The sequence below is a fragment of the Bacteroides faecalis genome, from assembly GCF_003865075.1.
Lineage (GTDB): Bacteria > Bacteroidota > Bacteroidia > Bacteroidales > Bacteroidaceae > Bacteroides > Bacteroides faecalis.
Genome location: NZ_BHWB01000027.1, coordinates 22,410 through 42,110, shown reverse-complemented (window position 1 = coordinate 42,110; position 19,701 = coordinate 22,410). Strand labels below are relative to the sequence as shown.

Sequence of the window (19,701 nt, the reverse complement as noted above, 5' to 3'; positions counted from 1 at the left end):
TTCCCCAATGGTTTACAAACTAATTTCAACAAGACTCTCGACCTCGACTTCGAATCACAAGGAACTGCTGAAATTATAACAAAACCCAAGAAACTAATAGAAAGGCTATTCGATAATTTAAAGGCAAATGCCGAACAATAAAACTCTAATTATAATATATAAATTATAACGCACAATGATATTACACAGATTTCCGGTTGATTATCAAATGGATATGCAAGATTGCGGTCCGGCTTGCCTGAAAATTGTAGCCAAACACTTTGGAAGATTTTATTCATTACAGTATCTTAGAGACCGATGTGGAATAACTAACCAAGGCGTATCATTACTAGATTTAAGTACCGGTGCCGAAAGTATCGGGCTTCGTACATTAGCAATTAAATGCACATTGAGCGATGTAGTAAATCAAGTCCCTTTCCCGGCTATCATTTTTTGGAAAGAATCCCATTTTATTGTAGTTTATCATGCTAATAAAAAATACATTTGGGTATCCGATCCTGCAAAAGGAAGGGTAAAATACACACATGAGGAGTTTCAAGCCGGATGGTATCCAAAAGGAGAATCTATTGGCGTACTTTTAGCGATAGAACCTACAATTGATTTTCAACGAAGTGCTATTGAAAAAGAATTGGAGAAAAATAGTTTTATAAGTATCCTACGCTATTTTATCCCTTATAAAAATAGTTTTGCAACCATATTCTTTATCATGCTTGTAGCAACCCTCCTTCAAGGCATACTTCCTTTTATTTCAAAAGCTGTGATTGATGTGGGGATTAAAACAACTGACATCAACTTCATCAACATGGTATTGATAGGCAATATATGCATCTTATTAAGTATCACAATATTCAATGTAATACGTGACTGGATATTACTGCACATCACCTCACGGGTAAATATAGCTCTTATATCTGATTATTTGATTAAACTGATGAAACTTCCGGTTACCTTTTTTGAGAATAAACTTTTAGGAGACATATTGCAACGTGCTCGTGACCACGAACGTATCCGAAGCTTTATCATGAATAATTCTTTGTCACTAGTATTCTCCACACTTACTTTTATGGTTTTCAGTGTCATTCTGCTAATTTATAATCCCATCATATTTTATATTTTCCTTTCCGGATCAATATTGTATGCAGCTTGGGTACTTCTTTTCCTCCGTATCCGAAAAAGACTGGATTGGGAATACTTCGAACTAATCTCTCAAGATCAAAGTTACTGGGTTGAAACTGTATCTGCCATTCAGGATATTAAAATATACAACTACGAAAAGTATCGAAGATGGAAATGGGAAGAAATACAAGCCAAACTATACAAGGTCAATAAAAGAGTACTTAATGTTACTAATATGCAAAATTTAGGAGCTCAGTTTATTGAAAATATAAAGAACATGGGTATTGTATTTTTCTGTGCAAGTGCCGTCATTAAAGGAGAAATCACATTCGGCGTCATGATATCTACACAGTTTATTATTGGCATGCTAAACGGTCCATTGATTCAGTTTATTGGCTTCGTGGTATCTGCTCAATATGCCAAAATAAGTTTCTTACGTATGAATGAAATAAGACAATTGAAAGATGAAGAAGAGTTATTATCCATTGGAGCTACTTCCATCTTACCAGAAAGCCGGGATATTACACTATCAAACATTATTTTTCAATATAGCCCCAACTCACCTTTAGTACTTTCCAATATATTCCTGACTATCCCACAGAACAAAGTGACCGCCATCGTCGGTGGAAGTGGTAGTGGAAAATCCACTTTACTCAAATTATTAGTAAGACTTTATAAACCGACTTACGGAGATATAAAAATGGGAAATATGAACGTATCGAGTATTAACTTACGCACATGGCGCAATATGTGTGGAGTAGTGATGCAGGACGGTAAACTATTCAGCGACACCATCCTTGCCAATATAGTACTGGATGACGAACATATCAATTATGACCGCCTACATGAAGCATGTAAAATGGCTCAGATTGAAGATGAAATAAACGGTATGCCTAAAGGTTTTGATACTTTCATTGGAGAAAAAGGCCGAGGATTGAGTGGAGGACAAAAACAAAGATTATTAATAGCACGTGCTTTATATCGTGACCCTGATTTCCTCTTTTTGGATGAAGCCACAAATTCACTGGATGTCATCAATGAAAAGAAAATTGTTGAAGCATTAAATTCCGCATTTAAAAACAGAACTGTAATCGTTGTAGCACACAGATTAAGTACCATACGCCATGCAGATCAAATTGTTGTTCTGCACCAGGGAAGAATAGTAGAAATTGGTAATCATGAAAACCTTATGGAAAGAAAAGGAGAATATTATAACCTGGTTTCTTCACAATCAGAATAATTCCATCAATCAATAGACTATAAATGATCATTCTACCCAAAGCAATAAATAAAATGTTCCTATGAATCGCAAATGGATAATCATATGGTTTATATTAGTTCCAACTTTTTTACATGGACAGCCATATCAAATTTCTTTAGAGCAAGTATTGAATGAATGGTGCTTATCTTCACCGTCAGCAAAAAAAATAAAGCTATCTTATGAAAATACATTACTAGCATTTGATAACTACAAGAAACAATTTCTACCTTCCATTGCTTTTTCATTAAACCCTGTGCACTTTAACCGTTCTCAGAAATTAATGCAGAATGCTGAAAGTGGAAACTACTCTTATGTAGAAGACTACACGAACAGTAGTAGTACAGAGATTGCCATCCGACAAAAGATTGGTATTATAGGTGGTGAACTGAGTGTGAGTTCCCGTTTGAACTATCTACGCGAATTTTCCAACAATAGAGATCGTTTTGGGACGAATCCGCTATACATCAATTATTCACAGCCTTTTGTCGGAGGATTTTATAACTACAAGAAACAACGGGATATACAATATGCACAACTCAATAATTCAATAAAGCAATATTGTTCAGAAATTGCAAATGTTCAGACACAAGCAGTAAACTTATTTATGAGTTTATTTTCAAGCAAACTTTCCACCGAATTATCCTATAAAAATCTCCAAATATCTGATACTCTTCTCACTGCCAGTAAGGCATTACTCGACAATGGTTATTTCACCGAATATGAATATCATCAAATGGAGTTGCAGCAACTTAACAATCGATATGCCTATGAAAGTTCTATTAAAAGCTATCAGAAAGCCCTAAGAGAGCTTATAACCTTTCTCAATAAATCAGAATGGATGGATAAGGAGGTAGAAATACAAACACCGGAATTTGATTTACCACTGAAAATAGATGAAAAGTTAGCTATCTTTTACGCACGACACAACAGTCCCTTTGCTTTAACACAAGAAGAAAAAAGGCTAAAGGCTGAACAAACATTATTTACTGCTAAATTAAATAACCGTTTCAATGGTAACCTTAACTTAAGTTATGGGTTAAACCAATATTCCGATCATTTTCTAGATGCTTACAGAAAACCTGATTACACACAAGGAGTTATGATAGGAGTACAAATACCGATCTTCCAATGGGGTATCAACCGTAACAAAATACGTATAGCAAAAAATAACTATCAAAACAGCATGATAGAAATAGAGCAAGCTGAAGCTAATTTTGACAATGACATACAAGACATAGTAGAAGATTACAATCACAATATGAATTTATGGTTCGTTGCCACTAAAAGTTACCAGCTGTCTCAGGAACAATATGCTTTGTTAGCACAAAAGTTCCATTCCGGCAAAGTATCTGTTTATGAACTGGCTTCTGCTCAACAAGAACAATATAATGCCATGCAAAGATATTACAATGCCATCATGAATGCTTGGAATAGCTTCTGCATGTTACGAAAAACAACACTTTATGATTTTGCAAAACAAACGGAATTGGAAGATTTATTCTTCTAATTTTCCAATTCCGTCACTAATCAACATTCTAAGAATCTATATTATCTCATTGACCACCTACTGACCATCTCATAAATCAAATTCTCTCTACTCTGCTTGCCTAAATTGCCCATCATCCCTGTTATATATTGCCTTTTTTCAGGTTTAAAAACATTAGGATATTTCTGCTCGACCTCTTCCAAAGAATACATTTTATCATCTCTCAAATAAAGTGCTAATAGATAATTCATTAAATCAGATTCAACAGGTTTTTCATTTAAACGTTTTTCGAATAAAAATACAGTCTGTTTATAATTTTCCGATGCCAATAGTTTGTTATCATTCACTTCTAAGAGCATTCCTTTCCCCATAAGATAATAAGGGTCTTGCACACATAATTTCTCAATCTGCATAATCGTGGCTAATGCTTTTTCTTTCTCACCTAAACGCATGAAGTAAAATCATTGATTAATAACTTTGCATTATCAACTTCTCTGCAATAAGCTATCTATGAACAAAAAATAGTACTTAAAATACAATATGAAATCACTTTCCTTCATCGTCATATTTTCTCATATTTCACTATTATCCAATCAGTTGCATTGCGTCATCTATTTCGTGACACTCCAAACCATCCCGGAACAGGGAAATAAAAAGGAGAACGAAGATATCCGGGATGTGTCATTCTTCCTTCTTCTACCCGCTTCTGTAGCCGACGGAGAGAAGTAGCCTTTCGCAGTCCACACAACGCACAGAGCTGACGCGTAGTGATATAATCATGATCTTTAAAAAATTCCGCCAATTTTCCATCAATCTCAATATCACTCAATTCTTGTGAACGACGTGTTTCACGAACTTTCTCAAAGGTAGTTGCTTTCAACTTCCGAAGGAGTTCTTTCTCCGGAGTAAAAACAACTCCTGCACAGCGTATATGCTCCGCACGCATTTCTTTAGGCGACCGAACCTCCGGAGATTCCGCCTTAATACGAAATGAACCGACCCCTTCAATATGAATACTGTTCCCATTGGACAGTTCATCTTTGAAAACATTGGCAAACTCTATAAAAGACCCGATGACATCGCCTTTTCTCAAGCTACTTCTTGATTCTATAATTCCTGCAATATCTTCGAGGGTTATCGTATCACGTACCACCAAACGGGCATGATATCTTTTTTTATTGGAATCTTTAGGTTGGGGAGTCAGAAAGAAATCATAAAGTGCACTCATATACTAATTGTATTGTGCGCAACTGTTAGCTAATTTACGCGGTAGTTTTATTTATTTTATGCCAATCTATTGACTGACTCACATTATGTGCAACAGCTAACTCATATATTATACAACAGTTGTTGCACAAAATGCGAAACAGCCATCGCACAATTTGTACTACAATTAATATGATACATCAAAATTACTAATTTATTTAGTTAAAAACAATACTTTATCGAATAATTTTAGATAACTCACTTTTTTGAGAATCATTTATCTATATAGTTGCAAATCCGCTTTTTCGAATTATATATTTGCGTCTCACATTTTCGAAGTATTAACTATAAAATAGAACAAAAATGAAAACAATGATTCAAAAAATGTTAGAAACGTTGAAACAATTACTTGCACGCATAGAAGAACAGACTAACAAAGAGACAAATGTATCCGACAAACCGGAGAAAAAGGTAAATACAGAAAAGCAAGAAAGTCCCGACGGGACCTCAAAAAGGAATAGGAGTCAGACTATGACCGTTCAGCTGCGGAAATATCTATTAGAACACTTTACATTCCGCTATAACACTCTGACAGGAGCCACCGAATTCCAATTAAAAAACACAACAGACCGCTTTCGACCAATTAGTGAAAGGGAAATGAACGGAATGATTGTAGATGCCCGACTGGAGGGTATCCCTTGTTGGAGAAATGACATTCCAACTTTAGTATTATCCAGCAAAGTAGAAGCTTATAATCCTTTTCATCTTTACATGAGAGAGCTTCCGGTATGGGATGGAACAGACCGTGTGACTTCTTTATTACTAGGAGTATCGGACAATGAGTTATGGCTAAAAGGCGGACGTTATTGGTTACGTGCCATGACCTCACAATGGACCGGTGTAGAGCGGACTCACGCCAATACACTGACTCCTATTTTAATCAGCAGCAAACAGGGACTGAACAAAAGTACTTTTTGTAGATCTTTACTACCGGACTCACTCCGATATTACTATCTTGATAATTTAAATCTGGCTGCCAGCACTTTCCCCGAAAAGAAACTTGTTAAAAACGGATTGATTAATCTGGATGAATTCGATAAAATCAGAGAGAGCCAACAAACAAACCTCAAAAATTTACTCCAAATGGTCAATATTCCTATTTTTCGTGGCAAACGATTGGGATGGGTAAACGAGAACAGACTAGCTTCATTTATAGCTACGACTAACTCCTATCAAATACTAACTGACCCTACAGGAAGCCGCCGTTTCCTTTGCGTGGAGGTGTTGCACACTATCTCGGAAGAACCTCTGGAACACAAACAGGTATACGCCCAACTAAAAGCGGAACTGGAAGCAGGCAAACCCGATTTTCTGAACAGTGAAGAAGAGCAACTGTTACAAAAACACAATAAAGCTTATTACCGCCAGTCACCATTGGAGGATGTGTTTTATAATTGTTTCCGACAACCTATGGAAGCAGAAAAAGGTATTTGGCTTACTGCCGCTGAGATTTACAATACATTACATCGATTTAATTCATCTGCAATGAAAAACACATCTGTGAAACAGTTAACTTCACATCTTCCGGCAATGGGATTTTTTGCAAAACATTCAATGTATGGAAACCGATATTATGTGATGAATCTTCAGTCATAATGGTTGCTTCATTTTATTTCACTATAAGAGAAGAAGTTACAGGAAAATATGACATGAACCCAAACTGATTTCATATTGATATAAGTATGAATTCCATAGGTTTTTATTGTTCTCATTTAATTGAAAACATACAAAAGCTATGGAATTCATATCATACGTTATTCTCCTTCTATATACTCTATCGCCTTTTTAATCCACGCATCTTCTCCATACTTCACATCTTTTACTGTCTGTTCCACAGGAATATCAATTTTCACTCCAACACGTTGATTCATTCCCCAATCGGGATAGAAGGCACCGGCCATTGTATAATTGATTTTTATTCCGTAAGGAAGAAAAAAGTAACCGATATGTCCATTTGCTCCGGCTGTTTGAGTCCCGATAACTGCACTGCGTGGAGCTGCCCGATAAGCAATGGAAGATAATTCTCCGAAACTCTGCGTCCCTTCATTGACTAAAATAGCAATCTTTCCTTTAAAATAACCGGGATTCTCTTTCGGACCGACATTTCCCTTTATATCCAGAAAGTAATTGCCTGGATATTTTTTTGAATTCATAGAGAACCACATATATGGAACCGGTTTAGGATACAGATATTTCTCAAGGATATCCTTGGTATATAGTTGCGGATATTGCCGCATATCTAGTATAAGCCCTTTTGAATTTATACGAGCAGACATTAGTTCATTCAATCTGTCCGCACTTATTTGTGCAACATTGATATAAATAATATCTTTCGAATCCAAATCATACTCCTCAGGCATTTTTCGTCCCACTGCTTCGGGCATAGTATAAACTTGAGTATGCACTTTCCTTTTAGAAGTCCTTTTCCCCTCTTTTACAGTAACAGTTTCTTCCTCTTCTTTAGTTAAAAACATTCTACGAGCCACGTCTCTTTTTAAAGTGTTTTCATTCGAAGAGGCTATGATTGGACGGAATTCCTCGATAAGCTCTTGAACAGACTTGTCGTTTACAGCTTTGATAACGGCTCCCCTATCTATTTCCTTCAAATGGGTAGATTCTACTGCATAGTTACCATCCGCAGTTAATGTTATCCCCAAAGGAAGCCCACGCATTCTGGAACCTTTGACCGGAAGTTCATACGTTCCATGCGAATCATTGATCTCTGCCAACAATTTTTGTATAGAAAGATACAATTCACTTCCGGAAACCGGATTATAAAATTCCGGAAGATATTTTTCCAAAAGCGTAGACCAAGGGTGATCTGTAAGATTGACGTATGGAAAACCATATTCGACAGCATTCCATAACCGGTAAAGTGTGAGAAGACGAAATCCCTGATCTTTCCAACTTATCCCTGGATAAACTTTCTCTCTGCGGAACTCTACTTCCTCTTTCCAAGCCAAAGGAGGAAGATAGTAATTAAGTACGCCATTACGTTTGGCATTCTTTATCTTTACCAGTTTATCCGACAGGTCTGTATCGAAAAGCATAGGATCTTCCAACCACTGCAAATAAGCAAACCTGTGATATTGGGTAGAATCTTTCACTGTATAATCTTCGGTTTCTGTAATCCCGCCATACTTGTCTATCCATTTACTCAAAGCACGATTGCGCTCCTCTTTATTCTGAGCACGTGCAATCTCAGGCAATACCCTGAATAGTTCAAAGTCCCAATTATACTTTCCAATCACTACCTGAGGATGATAATATTTAAGAAATCCCCATACCTTACCTAATACAACCAGATTCTCCATTACTTGCTGTATAGGTTCGGTAAGAGCCACGCGAGAGTCACGCATAAATTCCGTATCCTTGTCCACTTCGGCAGAAGGGTCCACCAATATGTCAAGCGATTGTCCGTCTATCAACACCTGACAGTCGCTAAGCCAGAGTTTCATATCGCCTGACGTCATTAAGCGGAAAAAAAAGAACGATGTACGTGTAAGTGGCATTTCCACTGAAAAACTTTTCCAATCTTGGTCTCCATTACACTCTACTTCAGTACTCTCATTTTCGAAAGTGTTTAGGAAAGTGTCGAGTCCGATTGCAAAACGGACCTTGGCATTACGTGCCTGGGCACATTTATATTTACCGCTAAAAACAACTGTCTTCCCCACGATGTCCCGGTTTGAAAAATGAAACTGCACCTTGACACCTTTTCCCTGTGACGACCGGACGAACAAGGAAGGTTGATTGCCATATAAAGTTTGCGAATCAACTTGTGTTTCCGAATCATCACTGGCCCATGCCATTTTAAATCTCTGCAAGCCAGGGTCGGAAAGCGTATGAATCTGTGCGTCATCAAAAGATAGAAATCCTTTTTTGCCCTGTTGTGTTTGTCCTTGTGCAGCAAAGGTGATGACTAAAAATGATAATAAATAAAGTAGTTTGTTTTTCATAATCGATGTATTAAATATCTCTGTACACCAAAAATCAGATCATAGGAATCAATTCACTACAAAACATTCTTATTCCGTTCGTATAACCAACTCTTTTCCTTCTTTGAGCAGATCATGCGAGATGAACCATCCATCTATCTTTTTGCCGCCATAAGTAATATTGGTAATCTTCTTCCCTTTTCCATCTTTACGAATTTTAAACTGAGTGCCGTCACCCAAAGTAAATACTATCTCATCAAATAAAGGAACGGTCATTATGTATTCCGGATCAGCAGGTGAGTAGGTGTAAAGTCCGATAGCATTGAATACATACCAGGATGACATTTCTCCGGCGTCATCCATACCTGAATAAGCCAATTTATCAGCTCCCATATCATAGAAGCGATCCATAATACTGTCAAGCACGCATTGCGCTTTTTCTTGCTTGTCAATGAAGTAATAGGTATATGGTACACTGTGGTCAGGTTGATTACCATGACAATAATTTCCAATAAATCCTGTCATGTTGTGTGCTTCATATCCTCTCCAAGGTTCGGAGAACAGAGAATCAAGTTTCATTTCCACAGCCTGCTTACTAGGATAGAGAGCAATCATTCCTTCCGGATCATGAGGGGCAAAGAATAAAGATTGCCAGGCATTAGCCTCCCGGTACATATAAGCATAATAAGGATAATAGGGATCAAAATCTTTAATCCATTCTCCATTGGCAATACGCCCTCTCCAGAAACCAGTACTGGGATCAAACAGATTTTTATAGTTTTCGGAACGTTTCATCAAGAGTTTATAATTAGCGTCATCACCCAGTTCTTTAGCCAATAATGCAGTAGCATAATCATCATAAGCATATTCCACAGTTTTCGTTACGGCAGCTTTATACTCATCCCAAGTAGGAACATTCGTTGTGTCTTTTTCTGCAATCCAGCCCTGGCGGATATATTCGTCCAAATACGGTCTGCCTCCGCGACCGGGAATAGTGGCATTTTTCAACAGAAGCCGGTAAGCGGCCTGGGGATCAAATCCGCGAAGTCCACGCAAGTAGCTTCCGGCAACAAAAGCCGAAGCATGGTCGCCATGAAAGAAGGTAGGCATATAACCATTTCTTTTTTCTCCCCGATCAGTGATAGAGCGAATAATATCTACTGTCACATCAGGTGATAACATTTCCAGCAGTACCAATTTGTTACGATAGTCATCCCAGAAAGATGGATCCGTATAATTATTGAATCCGCCATTTACCACTTCTCCTTTAGCATCCGTATATTCCCCATTCACATCGCTTCGTAGCACAGGCCACAAGAATGAGCGATACAGGCAGGAGTAGAATATTCCTTTTTCACGTTCACTGCCGCCTTTTACGATTATTTTTGATAGTTGTTTTTCCCAGATATGATCAGCCTCCTCACGAACCTGAGCAAACGATTTGTCCATCATCTCCTTTTCCAGATTCAACTTCGCATTTTCTATGCTTACAAAGGAAAAACCGATTTTGAGTTCCAACGGATTCGAATCTTTACTGTCTAAGAAATTAACCAGAGACACTTCATGATTATCATCTTTTACCTGTTCTATGTCTTTTATTTTGTAATTTGAAATTGCATAGAAGTATATTCTTCCTTCGCCATTCTGAGAACCCGTAAAAGTATTCTCATCCACCTTTTGAATGCTCCAATCGCTAATCCGATTATTCGACCGCATCATATCGGCTACCAGTTTTTTATCATCTTCTTTCCGGAAGGTATATTTATGGTAAGCACAGCGCAGCGTAGAAGTAAGTTCGGCATTGACATTATATCTTTCAAGAAACACTTGGTAATAACCCGGATGTGCCGATTCGTTCCGATGACTGTATCCGGAACAGTAATCACTCGGAGAGATTTCACCGGTTACAGGCAACAAAGGGACATGTAACAGGTTCCAATGTCCTTTGTTGGTATGAGAGAATCCGTAGATTACTGTATCTTCGTATTGATATCCGGCTCCACTACGGAATTGGGTTATAGGGCTTAACTGCACCATTGCATTAGGCAACGACGCTCCGGGAAATACTTCAGCGCCCCAAGTACGTTGTTTCATTTTACGAACATACCCCAAATCTTCCGGTTCCCAAAGAGTAGCGGTTCCTAAAAAGGGATTTACATACTTTGTTAATTGTTCAGTTGGCTTACAGCCTACGATCAAAACTGAGAGTATTAAAAAAAAGATGTGCTTTTTCATGTCAAAAAAATAATAAATGAGCAATGTGTGTTGTTTCAATCTATATCTACTAATGAAAACTCAAATATATAACTTTTTATTTATACTTTATAGTTTGCATCAAGAAAAAAGAATAAAAAATATGATTACATCATCTTCGAGTAGAAAAGGAAATAGAAATTCTTATCTATTTCTTTTTAAGAAAATACGGTTAGTGATCGTATTAGGTAATTCAGATTCATAATGAGTCACCATAATCATCGTTTTATCTCTACGACGACAAAAAGCTTCGATAATCTTTCTCACACGACGCCTATTATATGTGTCTAATCCATGAAGAGGTTCATCTAAAATTAACAATTCCGGATCCTTCACAAAAGCACGTGCCAATAGGGCCAATCGTTGTTCGCCACTGGAAAGTTGCAGGAAAGGTCTGTCTTTCAGTTCTGCAATACCGAATACATTCATCCACCACTCACAGATAGACATCTGCTCAGGTTGCGGACGTTTATACAAACCGATGCTATCATGCAAACCGCTGGCTACAATCTCAATAACGGGCAGATTTTTAAGATAAGCACGATGCATTTCAGGACTCACATATCCGATATGTTTCTTTATCTCCCAAATACTTTCTCCGGTACCTCTTTTCCGGCCAAACAAACTGATGTCACAAGCATACGATTGAGGATTATCAGCACAAACCAAACTAAGCAAAGTAGACTTACCCGCACCATTCTCACCGCTCAAAGCCCATTTCTCGCCACGACAAACAGTCCAATCAAGTTCTTTCAAAATCGTACGGTCGCCATAACGGATACTGACTTTGTTAAGCTTCACTACTTCGTCAGAGTCATAGTTATTCCCATCATAAGGTAAATCAAGAATACTTTGCTGTAATTCGTCAAAAGATACAGGCACGTCCCTGGTACGAAAAGCCTCGAGATAAGCTTCTCTTTCCATTTTTGGAAATACTATCTTTTTATCAACAGGAATCACGTGAGTGATAAAAGAAGGGATATCGTCCAACATAGAAAGCACCAGAATAATTTGAACGGAAGACATCTTTGTCAAACGGTCGAGCAAAGAAAAAAGAAGTTCGCGGGTAGGTGCATCCAAACCAATAAATGGATTATCCATAATCAATACACGAGGAGCTGTCAGAAGAGTTTTTGTTAATTGAAATTTTCTTAGCTCACCGCTTGAAAGAAGGATTATTTTCTTTTCAAGCATTGGCTCGATACGGAAAAGCTCAAAAAGTTCCTGTTTCAACTGCTCATCCTTGATTTCTCCCAGCATCTCATTTACTGCAGGAGCTTCGTCCTGATCATGAGCATTCCACCGTTGTTGATAGTAATAATTGGCATCAGCAGCCCCATAGGTATCACGAAAAGCTATATACTTTACATTGTCATAAACAGTCTGAGTTGCCGAAGGGGAGAAATCGTATTTCAGAGTACCCTCACGCAATGGATATTTACCTGTCAATGTATCAACAAAAAGACTTTTGCCCCCACCGTTAGGACCCACAATAGCTATATGCTCGTCTGCGACAATATCGACTGTGGCAGGTTGTGCCAAACGCACTAGCGGATTACGTGCTACCCCACCCACTATGCTAAATGTATTTTGCTTCATAATACCTTTATCCTGTTTTAATAATCGGGCACAAAGGTAACTATTTTACAACAGAATGAGAGATTTCATGAACAATTTGATTAATTACAAGCTTTATTTATACATTATCAACGCAGATTGAGCTGGAATGATGACTTCCGATCCGGTTTGGATCCCTAATCCGCGAACATCGATCACATCATCCCTACATACTATTGTGTATTTTCCTGCAGGTACTACCAACCTTGCAGGAGTGGTACGAGAGTTAAATGCAACAATTATATCTCCCCAACTGTCTCCATTCGCATGATCTTTCAGACAAAAAGCGACCAGGTTATTTCCTTCGACCGGAAGGAATTCAAGATGCTTCCGGACCATCTCCGCATCTCCCATACGGAAAGCCGGATGAGACTTACGAAGATCAATCAGACGCTTATAATACATAAAAACATCTCCGTTTGTTGTTTTACGTCTCCAGTCAATGGCATTCACAGCATCGGGACTTTTATAGCTATTGTCCACTCCTTGTTTATCACGCATGATTTCTTCTCCTGCATAAATAAAAGGAATACCCTGAGATGTGAAAACGACTGTTTGAGCCAATTTATCAAGACGGGCCAATTGTTCGGGAGTAATTCCGGGCATACTTGCTTTCAAACGGTCTACCAGACACAATCCATCATGGCAAGAGACATAACTGATCATTTGCGTAGGTTGTTCCGCCCATGACTTACGACTATAGTTTACCGAATCATAATGTATCTGCGGATGTTTGATTGCTCCTACGATACCAAATTTCAGGCTCATTTCTCCACCCGGAATACCGGCTAGAAATGCACCTTTATGTTTCACACTTACAGGTCCGCATATTCCATCGCGCAGTTCATCCGAAAAAGCTGCAATTCCCGGCATTTGGAACATATTGGCCTTCATTGCCAATGAATCTGCCGGATATTGAGGAGATTGTGCAGCCCATCCTTCACCATACAGGCAAATGGTAGGGTCCACCGTATTCACAGCTTCTCGGATCGCATTCATTGTTTCTATATCATGAACTCCCATCAGGTCGAACCGGAAACCATCAATATGATATTCCTTTGCCCAATAAAGTATCGACTCTATCATGAACTTACGCATCATTGGACGTTCGCTTGCCGTCTCGTTTCCACAACCAGATCCGTCAGCCCATGTTCCATCTGCTTTCTGCCGATAGAAATATCCGGGGACAGTGCGTTCAAAATTACTACCTCCCGTATTAAAAGTGTGATTATACACCATATCCATAATCACACGAATACCCGCTTTATGCAATGCCTGCACCATCTGTTTAAACTCCCGAATACGGGTATCAGGTTTATACGGATCAGTTGAATAAGAGCCGTCGGGCACATTGTAATTCTGCGGATCATAGCCCCAGTTATAACGGTTTTCGTCAAGCTTTGTCTCGTCTACAGAGGCATAATCAAATGAAGGAAGCAAATGAACATGAGTCACTCCTAACTCAATCAAATGATCGATACCTGTCAGCAATTTATCAGGGTTTGTTGTTCCATGTTCTGTCAAAGCCAGATATTTTCCTTTATTCCGCACACCGGAAGTGGAATCTACCGAAAAGTCACGATGGTGCATTTCATAAATGATGATATCTGCCGGTGACTTTAAAGGAGGGCGCCGGTCATTCTCCCAACCTTCCGGATTCGTCGAATTCCAATTAATAATAGCAGCACGTTTACCATTGACACCGACAGCACGTGCGTTTATTCCCGGAGTATCTCCCTGCCATTTATCATTGATCTTAGCATTAAAAGTATAGAACTTTCCAAGTAAGTCTTCATTTACTGTCGCCGTCCAAGTACCATCTTCACCCGGCTGCATCTTAACGGTTTCGTAAGCATGTCCACCTTCACTGGCATCATAAAGCATTAGACGCACTTCGTCTGCCGTCGGCGACCAAAGCATAAAATTAGTTGCCCCCGGTGTATATTCCATTTCGACCAAGCTACCGGTACGAACCGGATACAATTCAAAAGAAGTATATTCTTTTTTCACGGAAGAACAACTCATCACTGTTGCCACTGTAGTTACTCCAAATATTGCTAAATAATTTGTACTTACTTTCATCTTTCCCCATGATTACGACTTTTCGATCTATATATTCTATTTCACCCGATCCGGATTCTTTGATATGAAATCCTTCCAACCACTATATCCTTTTTCCATCGTCGGACGTCCCATTTGCAGGAAATGGCAATATGCTGCCGCCAATCCATCCGTTGCATCCATAAAAGTAGGCATATCATCTTTTGAAAAGTGCAACATCCGCTGTAACATATCCGCTACCTGCTCTTTTGATGCTTGTCCGTTTCCGGTTATAGCCATCTTAATTTTCAAAGGAGCATACTCGGTAATAGGTATATCACGGCTTAATGCTACTGCCATTGCAACCCCCTGTGCACGTCCCAGTTTCAACATCGATTGTACATTCTTACCAAAAAACGGTGCCTCTATGGCTAATTCATCAGGCAAATAGCTCTCGATAATGCTCAATACCCGTTCGTGAATATGACGAAGCTTCAAATAGTGATTGCCAAATTTACGCAAGTCAATAATCCCCATCGCGATCATTTCGGGTTTGGTTCCTTTCACTCGCAGAACTCCGTAGCCCATAATTGTCGTACCGGGGTCAATTCCCAGGATTATCTTTTCTATTACCGGTTGAATCACTCTATCACCTCCATCAATGTCGGAAATCCAATCACCTTGTCTTTGAATATTTTCGTCAGTTCTTCGTTTAAGCGCACTCCCTGTTCCAAATGCCAGCGATGCAACAAACTACTATTTTCGACTTCCCATTGCAAGGAATAGGCGCTTCCGTCATCCCTATGACTTAATATCCGGCAGATACGCGGTGACTTCAATGTTCCATGGTTCTCTATTTCTGGAATATAGCTTTCCTTCATCCAAATCAGAAAATTATCATGTACTTCATCGTCCACCTGAAAAGTTGTATTATAAATCAGCATATTTCTTCTTTAAAGTATTATTTCCGCAAACATAGCAATTATTTCAGAATATTGCATTATATTTGCGCGAACAAAAATGGTACGTTTACAAACGTTACCATTAGATATAGAAGGGGCGTTAGCTCATCTGGCTAGAGCGTAACACTGGCAGTGTTAAGGTGATCGGTTCGAGTCCGATACGCTCCACTTCATTAATAAAAAAGCATTGATAATCAAAAAATAAATTGATTATCAATGCTTTTTCTCTTATCATCTGCTTTGACTACTTTCCATTTTTAACTACAAATACGTAGCTACCGGACTGTAATTCTAATACAGCTTGTCCTTTCATAAATGTTACAGAAGAAACACCTTCGGACTTCACCGCAGCATGTCCATCTTCCTCTACTACATAATCAAGTGTGGGCAATTGCAGATGAAGTGTCGCAGTAGTATTTGCAGGAATTGTTACTTTATAAACTATTGTACCGTCATTCTCCTTTTTCCATGCACTTTTAATATCTCCATAACTTGAATGAAAAGAGGCATCTACCCAGTTAATTCTTTCCTGTCCACCAGGTACTGTGGTACGGTTATCCGGTTCCGGTCTCAATATAATATGTTTGAACCCAGGGGAAGCTTCATCCACGTCAATACCCGCCATTACACTATACATCCATTCGAGAACAGCACCATAAGAATAATGATTGAACGAGTTCATGGTAACGGTATTAAAACCTTTCTCTTTCGTATAAGAATCCCAACGTTCCCAAATAGTCGTTGCTCCCTGATCTATGCTGTAAAGCCAGGAAGGATTTTTTCTTTGCAGTAATAAATTATAAGCAATTCCTGTGGCCCCATATTGACTCAATGTTTGATTTAAGGTAGCTGTTCCTACAAACCCTGTACTCAAACGGTTATCATTGGCTGTTATTTTATTAACAAGTGTATCCAGCCCTCGCTTCATAGATTCTTCTGTTGGGAACAAATCTAATTTTAAAGCCAGCAAATAAGCTGTTTGACTCTTCTGTTTCAAATCTCCCTGAACATCTACATAACGTTTCTGAAATTCTTCTTTGATTTTTTGTGCCAGTGCTTTGTATTCCCGAGCTTTCAAATCATATTTATCTCCACCCTGCCTGCTTAAAGCAGAAGAAATCTTTGTCATCAACTGTGTAACATAAGCGTAATAACATACGCTAATATAACGGTTTTCAGTACCTTCATATGCCAACCAATCACCAAAACTTACTCCCGCACCGTTATAATCGAATCCATCGGCTTTTTGACGGGATAGAAATTCCATATATTTCTCCATGGAATCATAATTATCTTTTAGAATACCCTTATTTCCATAGACCAAATACATCGTCCACGGTACAATGATTCCTGCATCAGACCAGGCAGACTGACCATGAGGTACTCCCCAACAGTGGGGAGCCACACTTGGATAAGCCCCATCAGGCGACTGGCTATCACGCATATCTCCCATCCATTTTTCAAAAAATGCAGAAACGTTTGCATTATAAGAAGCCGCCCGGCAGAAAACTTGCGTATCTCCCGTCCATCCCAAGCGTTCGTCTCTCTGCGGACAGTCTGTCGGAATACTTAGATAGTTTCCACGCTGTCCCCACAACACATTACTATAAAGCTGGTTAACAAGAGAACTACTAGTAGCAAAAGATGAACCTTCTTCGGTGGCTGAACCAATAACCTGACCTTCCAAAGAAAGAAGTTCTATATCTTCATCGGCCGTTACTTCACAATATTGAAAACCAAAAAATGTCATAGAAGGATGAAACGATTCGCCTTCTTTACTGCCTTTCAAAATATATTTCAAAGTCGCTTTTGCCGAGCGGAGGTTAGCAGTATAAACACTTCCGGCAGGTCCATCATCACCACGTGATTTATCACCGGTATCATTCAATATCTCCGCAAAACGAATCTTCATTTTTGTTCCGGAACTACCTTTAACTTTAAAATAGACCCAGCCAACCATATTCTGCCCCAAATTATAAACAGCCGTCTCCCCTTTTTTCAAATGAATGACAGTTGGTCCGTCCGTCACATTCAGAACATTGATTTTACCATTTGTTTCACCCTGATATGTAGTTATACTTACCGGCATACGTTTCATTTCCGGACGAACCTGAACAGTAGGACCGGCAAATCCTATAATCTGCCCTTTGAAGTAGGTATTCACAGCAGTCTTATTCCACTTGGATGTATTATATCCCGGTTTCGTCCATGCAGTTTCACGACGTGCATCATAAGTCTCCCCATGATAAATATCTCCTAACCATATAGGACCGGAAGTAGAAGACAACCATGAAGTATCTGTTACAATAGTTTCCGAACTTCCATCAGTATAATTAATAACCATTTTAGCAATAAATCCTAAATCATGAATACCATATTCTCCATGATTCACATCTCCCGCAAACCAGCCTGAGCTTACCTGCGCTCCAACAGCATTCAAACCTTTATGAAGCAGCGAAGTCACGTCATAAGTTTGATAATGAACGGTTTTTCTATAATCTGTCCATTCCGGTTTCAGTTCATCATAAAGCATACTACCATCTTCTTGTGGAGTACCGACCCGCTGACCATTAATAAACAGATCATATACTCCCAATGCTGAACTATAAATACGAGCCGAAGCAATTCTTTTCCGTAATTTAAAATCTTTGCGAAACATCGGAATACCTTCCGCCATAGGTTGTAATACTTTAAAATCACCGGAAGTAGAAAAGATATTCAATTTATGATTTCCATCTATAGCTATTACCTCTCCCCCATCAAAAGTAGAAGTTCCTTTCTCAAAATCTTCATCCAACACCACTTTTGATAGTATTTTATCCCCTTTCTTCACATATTCTGTAAGAACTACATTATCATAAACTGCCGTTTCATTGTCATTTCCTTTATAAGCACGAAAACCAACAGCACCATTCTTCAATTTGCCAGCCTTATCCAGATATGTATCTACCAACACATGATTGATAAATGTCTTGATAACACCATCTCTTGCATCAATTCTCAAATGGCATTCCTTGTTCAACAAATCCTCTTTTGAAAAATATTTCCCAATAGGTGTATCGCTTGATTGTAATCTGCCATGTTCGTAAACATGTCTTCTAATCAACGGCTCCTTTTCATTGTCCAATGTATTGATAGACCACATAAATAAATTTGCAGTATTCTGAACGCCAAAAAGCACAGACGCATTGCCTGAGGTTACTGTTACATCAACATCCAACGACATCCAAGCTTTTTCTATTTGCTGATTCCCAGGATTTATTTCCGAGTTTTTATTTATGTTCGTGGCCTTAATCCATTTTGCATCCGACCATCCTTCATCCAACAATCCAGTCTCAAAAAACGCTTTTTCAGAAGAGGACTCTTCACCTGTTTTATTATTCCAAACAGTTACTTTCCAATAATAACGAGTTGAGGGGGCTAATGCCTGCCCTGCATAATCAATATGAACTGATTTATCAGATTTCACTTTCCCGGAATTCCACACTTCACTTATAAAGTCTTTATCTCTGAAGACCGTTATTTGATAAGCTAACTGTTTAACACCTCTTTGATCAGATTGGAGTTGCCAGCTAAACCTAGGTGTCTTCACATCCAAGCCAATAGGATTCGTTAAATACTCTACCTGTAAATTATTCACTGAAGCATTTAAAGGTAATAAAAGGAAAATAGACAAAAATAGCAATGTAGTACGTATCATCTTTTCAAGTATTAGATCGTGCTTATTTTAATACTAAAACAAATGCAAAAGTAATAGTTATT

Annotated in this window: 12 protein-coding genes, 1 tRNA gene and 1 pseudogene; 5 read left to right on the top strand and 9 right to left on the bottom strand. The window is 38.6% G+C overall.

Annotated features, from left to right (window positions below; translation table 11 throughout):
- The 3 genes and pseudogenes from EJF25_RS25965 to EJF25_RS22890 all read left to right on the top strand — a co-directional run.
- Positions 1–141: pseudogene (locus tag EJF25_RS25965) on the top strand (HlyD family secretion protein); the annotation flags it as partial.
- A 34-nt stretch (positions 142–175) separates the two neighbouring features.
- Positions 176–2,356, top strand: a complete 2,181-nt coding sequence (locus tag EJF25_RS22895) for a peptidase domain-containing ABC transporter (protein ID WP_125043007.1) — start codon at positions 176–178, stop codon at positions 2,354–2,356.
- Between the two features lie 61 nt (positions 2,357–2,417).
- Positions 2,418–3,884: a TolC family protein gene (locus tag EJF25_RS22890; RefSeq protein WP_125043005.1), complete on the top strand. Its 1,467-nt coding sequence runs from the start codon at positions 2,418–2,420 to the stop codon at positions 3,882–3,884.
- 41 nt (positions 3,885–3,925) lie between these two features.
- On the opposite strand, the gene EJF25_RS22885 is transcribed toward EJF25_RS22890, so the two are convergent.
- A complete protein-coding gene (locus EJF25_RS22885; protein WP_125043004.1) occupies positions 3,926–4,315 on the bottom strand; it encodes a hypothetical protein in 390 nt (129 codons plus the stop codon).
- A 155-nt stretch (positions 4,316–4,470) separates the two neighbouring features.
- Positions 4,471–5,091, bottom strand: a complete 621-nt coding sequence (locus EJF25_RS22880) for an HU family DNA-binding protein (protein ID WP_125043002.1) — start codon at positions 5,089–5,091, stop codon at positions 4,471–4,473.
- A gap of 341 nt (positions 5,092–5,432) precedes the next feature.
- On the opposite strand from EJF25_RS22880, the gene EJF25_RS22875 reads away from it, so the two are divergent.
- Positions 5,433–6,725, top strand: coding sequence for a VapE domain-containing protein (locus EJF25_RS22875; protein ID WP_125043000.1), 1,293 nt, complete (start codon positions 5,433–5,435; stop codon positions 6,723–6,725).
- 158 nt (positions 6,726–6,883) lie between these two features.
- On the opposite strand, the gene EJF25_RS22870 is transcribed toward EJF25_RS22875, so the two are convergent.
- The 6 genes from EJF25_RS22870 to EJF25_RS22845 form a co-directional block, all read right to left on the bottom strand.
- Positions 6,884–9,088 carry a S41 family peptidase gene (locus EJF25_RS22870; RefSeq protein ID WP_125042998.1) on the bottom strand — a complete coding sequence of 735 codons (2,205 nt, stop codon included), beginning with the start codon at positions 9,086–9,088 and terminating at the stop codon, positions 6,884–6,886.
- A 69-nt stretch (positions 9,089–9,157) separates the two neighbouring features.
- Positions 9,158–11,302: a GH92 family glycosyl hydrolase gene (locus tag EJF25_RS22865; protein ID WP_125042996.1), complete on the bottom strand. Its 2,145-nt coding sequence runs from the start codon at positions 11,300–11,302 to the stop codon at positions 9,158–9,160.
- A 162-nt stretch (positions 11,303–11,464) separates the two neighbouring features.
- Positions 11,465–12,919: an ATP-binding cassette domain-containing protein gene (locus EJF25_RS22860; RefSeq protein WP_125042994.1), complete on the bottom strand. Its 1,455-nt coding sequence runs from the start codon at positions 12,917–12,919 to the stop codon at positions 11,465–11,467.
- A gap of 93 nt (positions 12,920–13,012) precedes the next feature.
- Positions 13,013–15,019 carry a type I pullulanase gene (pulA, locus tag EJF25_RS22855; RefSeq protein ID WP_125042992.1) on the bottom strand — a complete coding sequence of 669 codons (2,007 nt, stop codon included), beginning with the start codon at positions 15,017–15,019 and terminating at the stop codon, positions 13,013–13,015.
- A 36-nt stretch (positions 15,020–15,055) separates the two neighbouring features.
- Positions 15,056–15,622 carry a crossover junction endodeoxyribonuclease RuvC gene (gene ruvC / locus EJF25_RS22850; protein ID WP_125042990.1) on the bottom strand — a complete coding sequence of 189 codons (567 nt, stop codon included), beginning with the start codon at positions 15,620–15,622 and terminating at the stop codon, positions 15,056–15,058.
- Entirely contained in the window at positions 15,619–15,921 is a 303-nt protein-coding gene (locus EJF25_RS22845) for a DUF4286 family protein (RefSeq protein WP_125042988.1), read from the bottom strand. Before EJF25_RS22845 ends, ruvC begins: the two co-directional genes overlap by 4 nt.
- Positions 15,922–16,033: 112 nt before the next feature.
- On the opposite strand from EJF25_RS22845, the gene EJF25_RS22840 reads away from it, so the two are divergent.
- Positions 16,034–16,107 (top strand) — tRNA-Ala (locus tag EJF25_RS22840).
- 76 nt (positions 16,108–16,183) lie between these two features.
- Here the strand turns inward: EJF25_RS22840 and EJF25_RS22835 are convergent.
- Entirely contained in the window at positions 16,184–19,639 is a 3,456-nt protein-coding gene (locus EJF25_RS22835) for a glycoside hydrolase family 78 protein (protein ID WP_125042986.1), read from the bottom strand.
- Positions 19,640–19,701 lie beyond the last annotated feature (62 nt).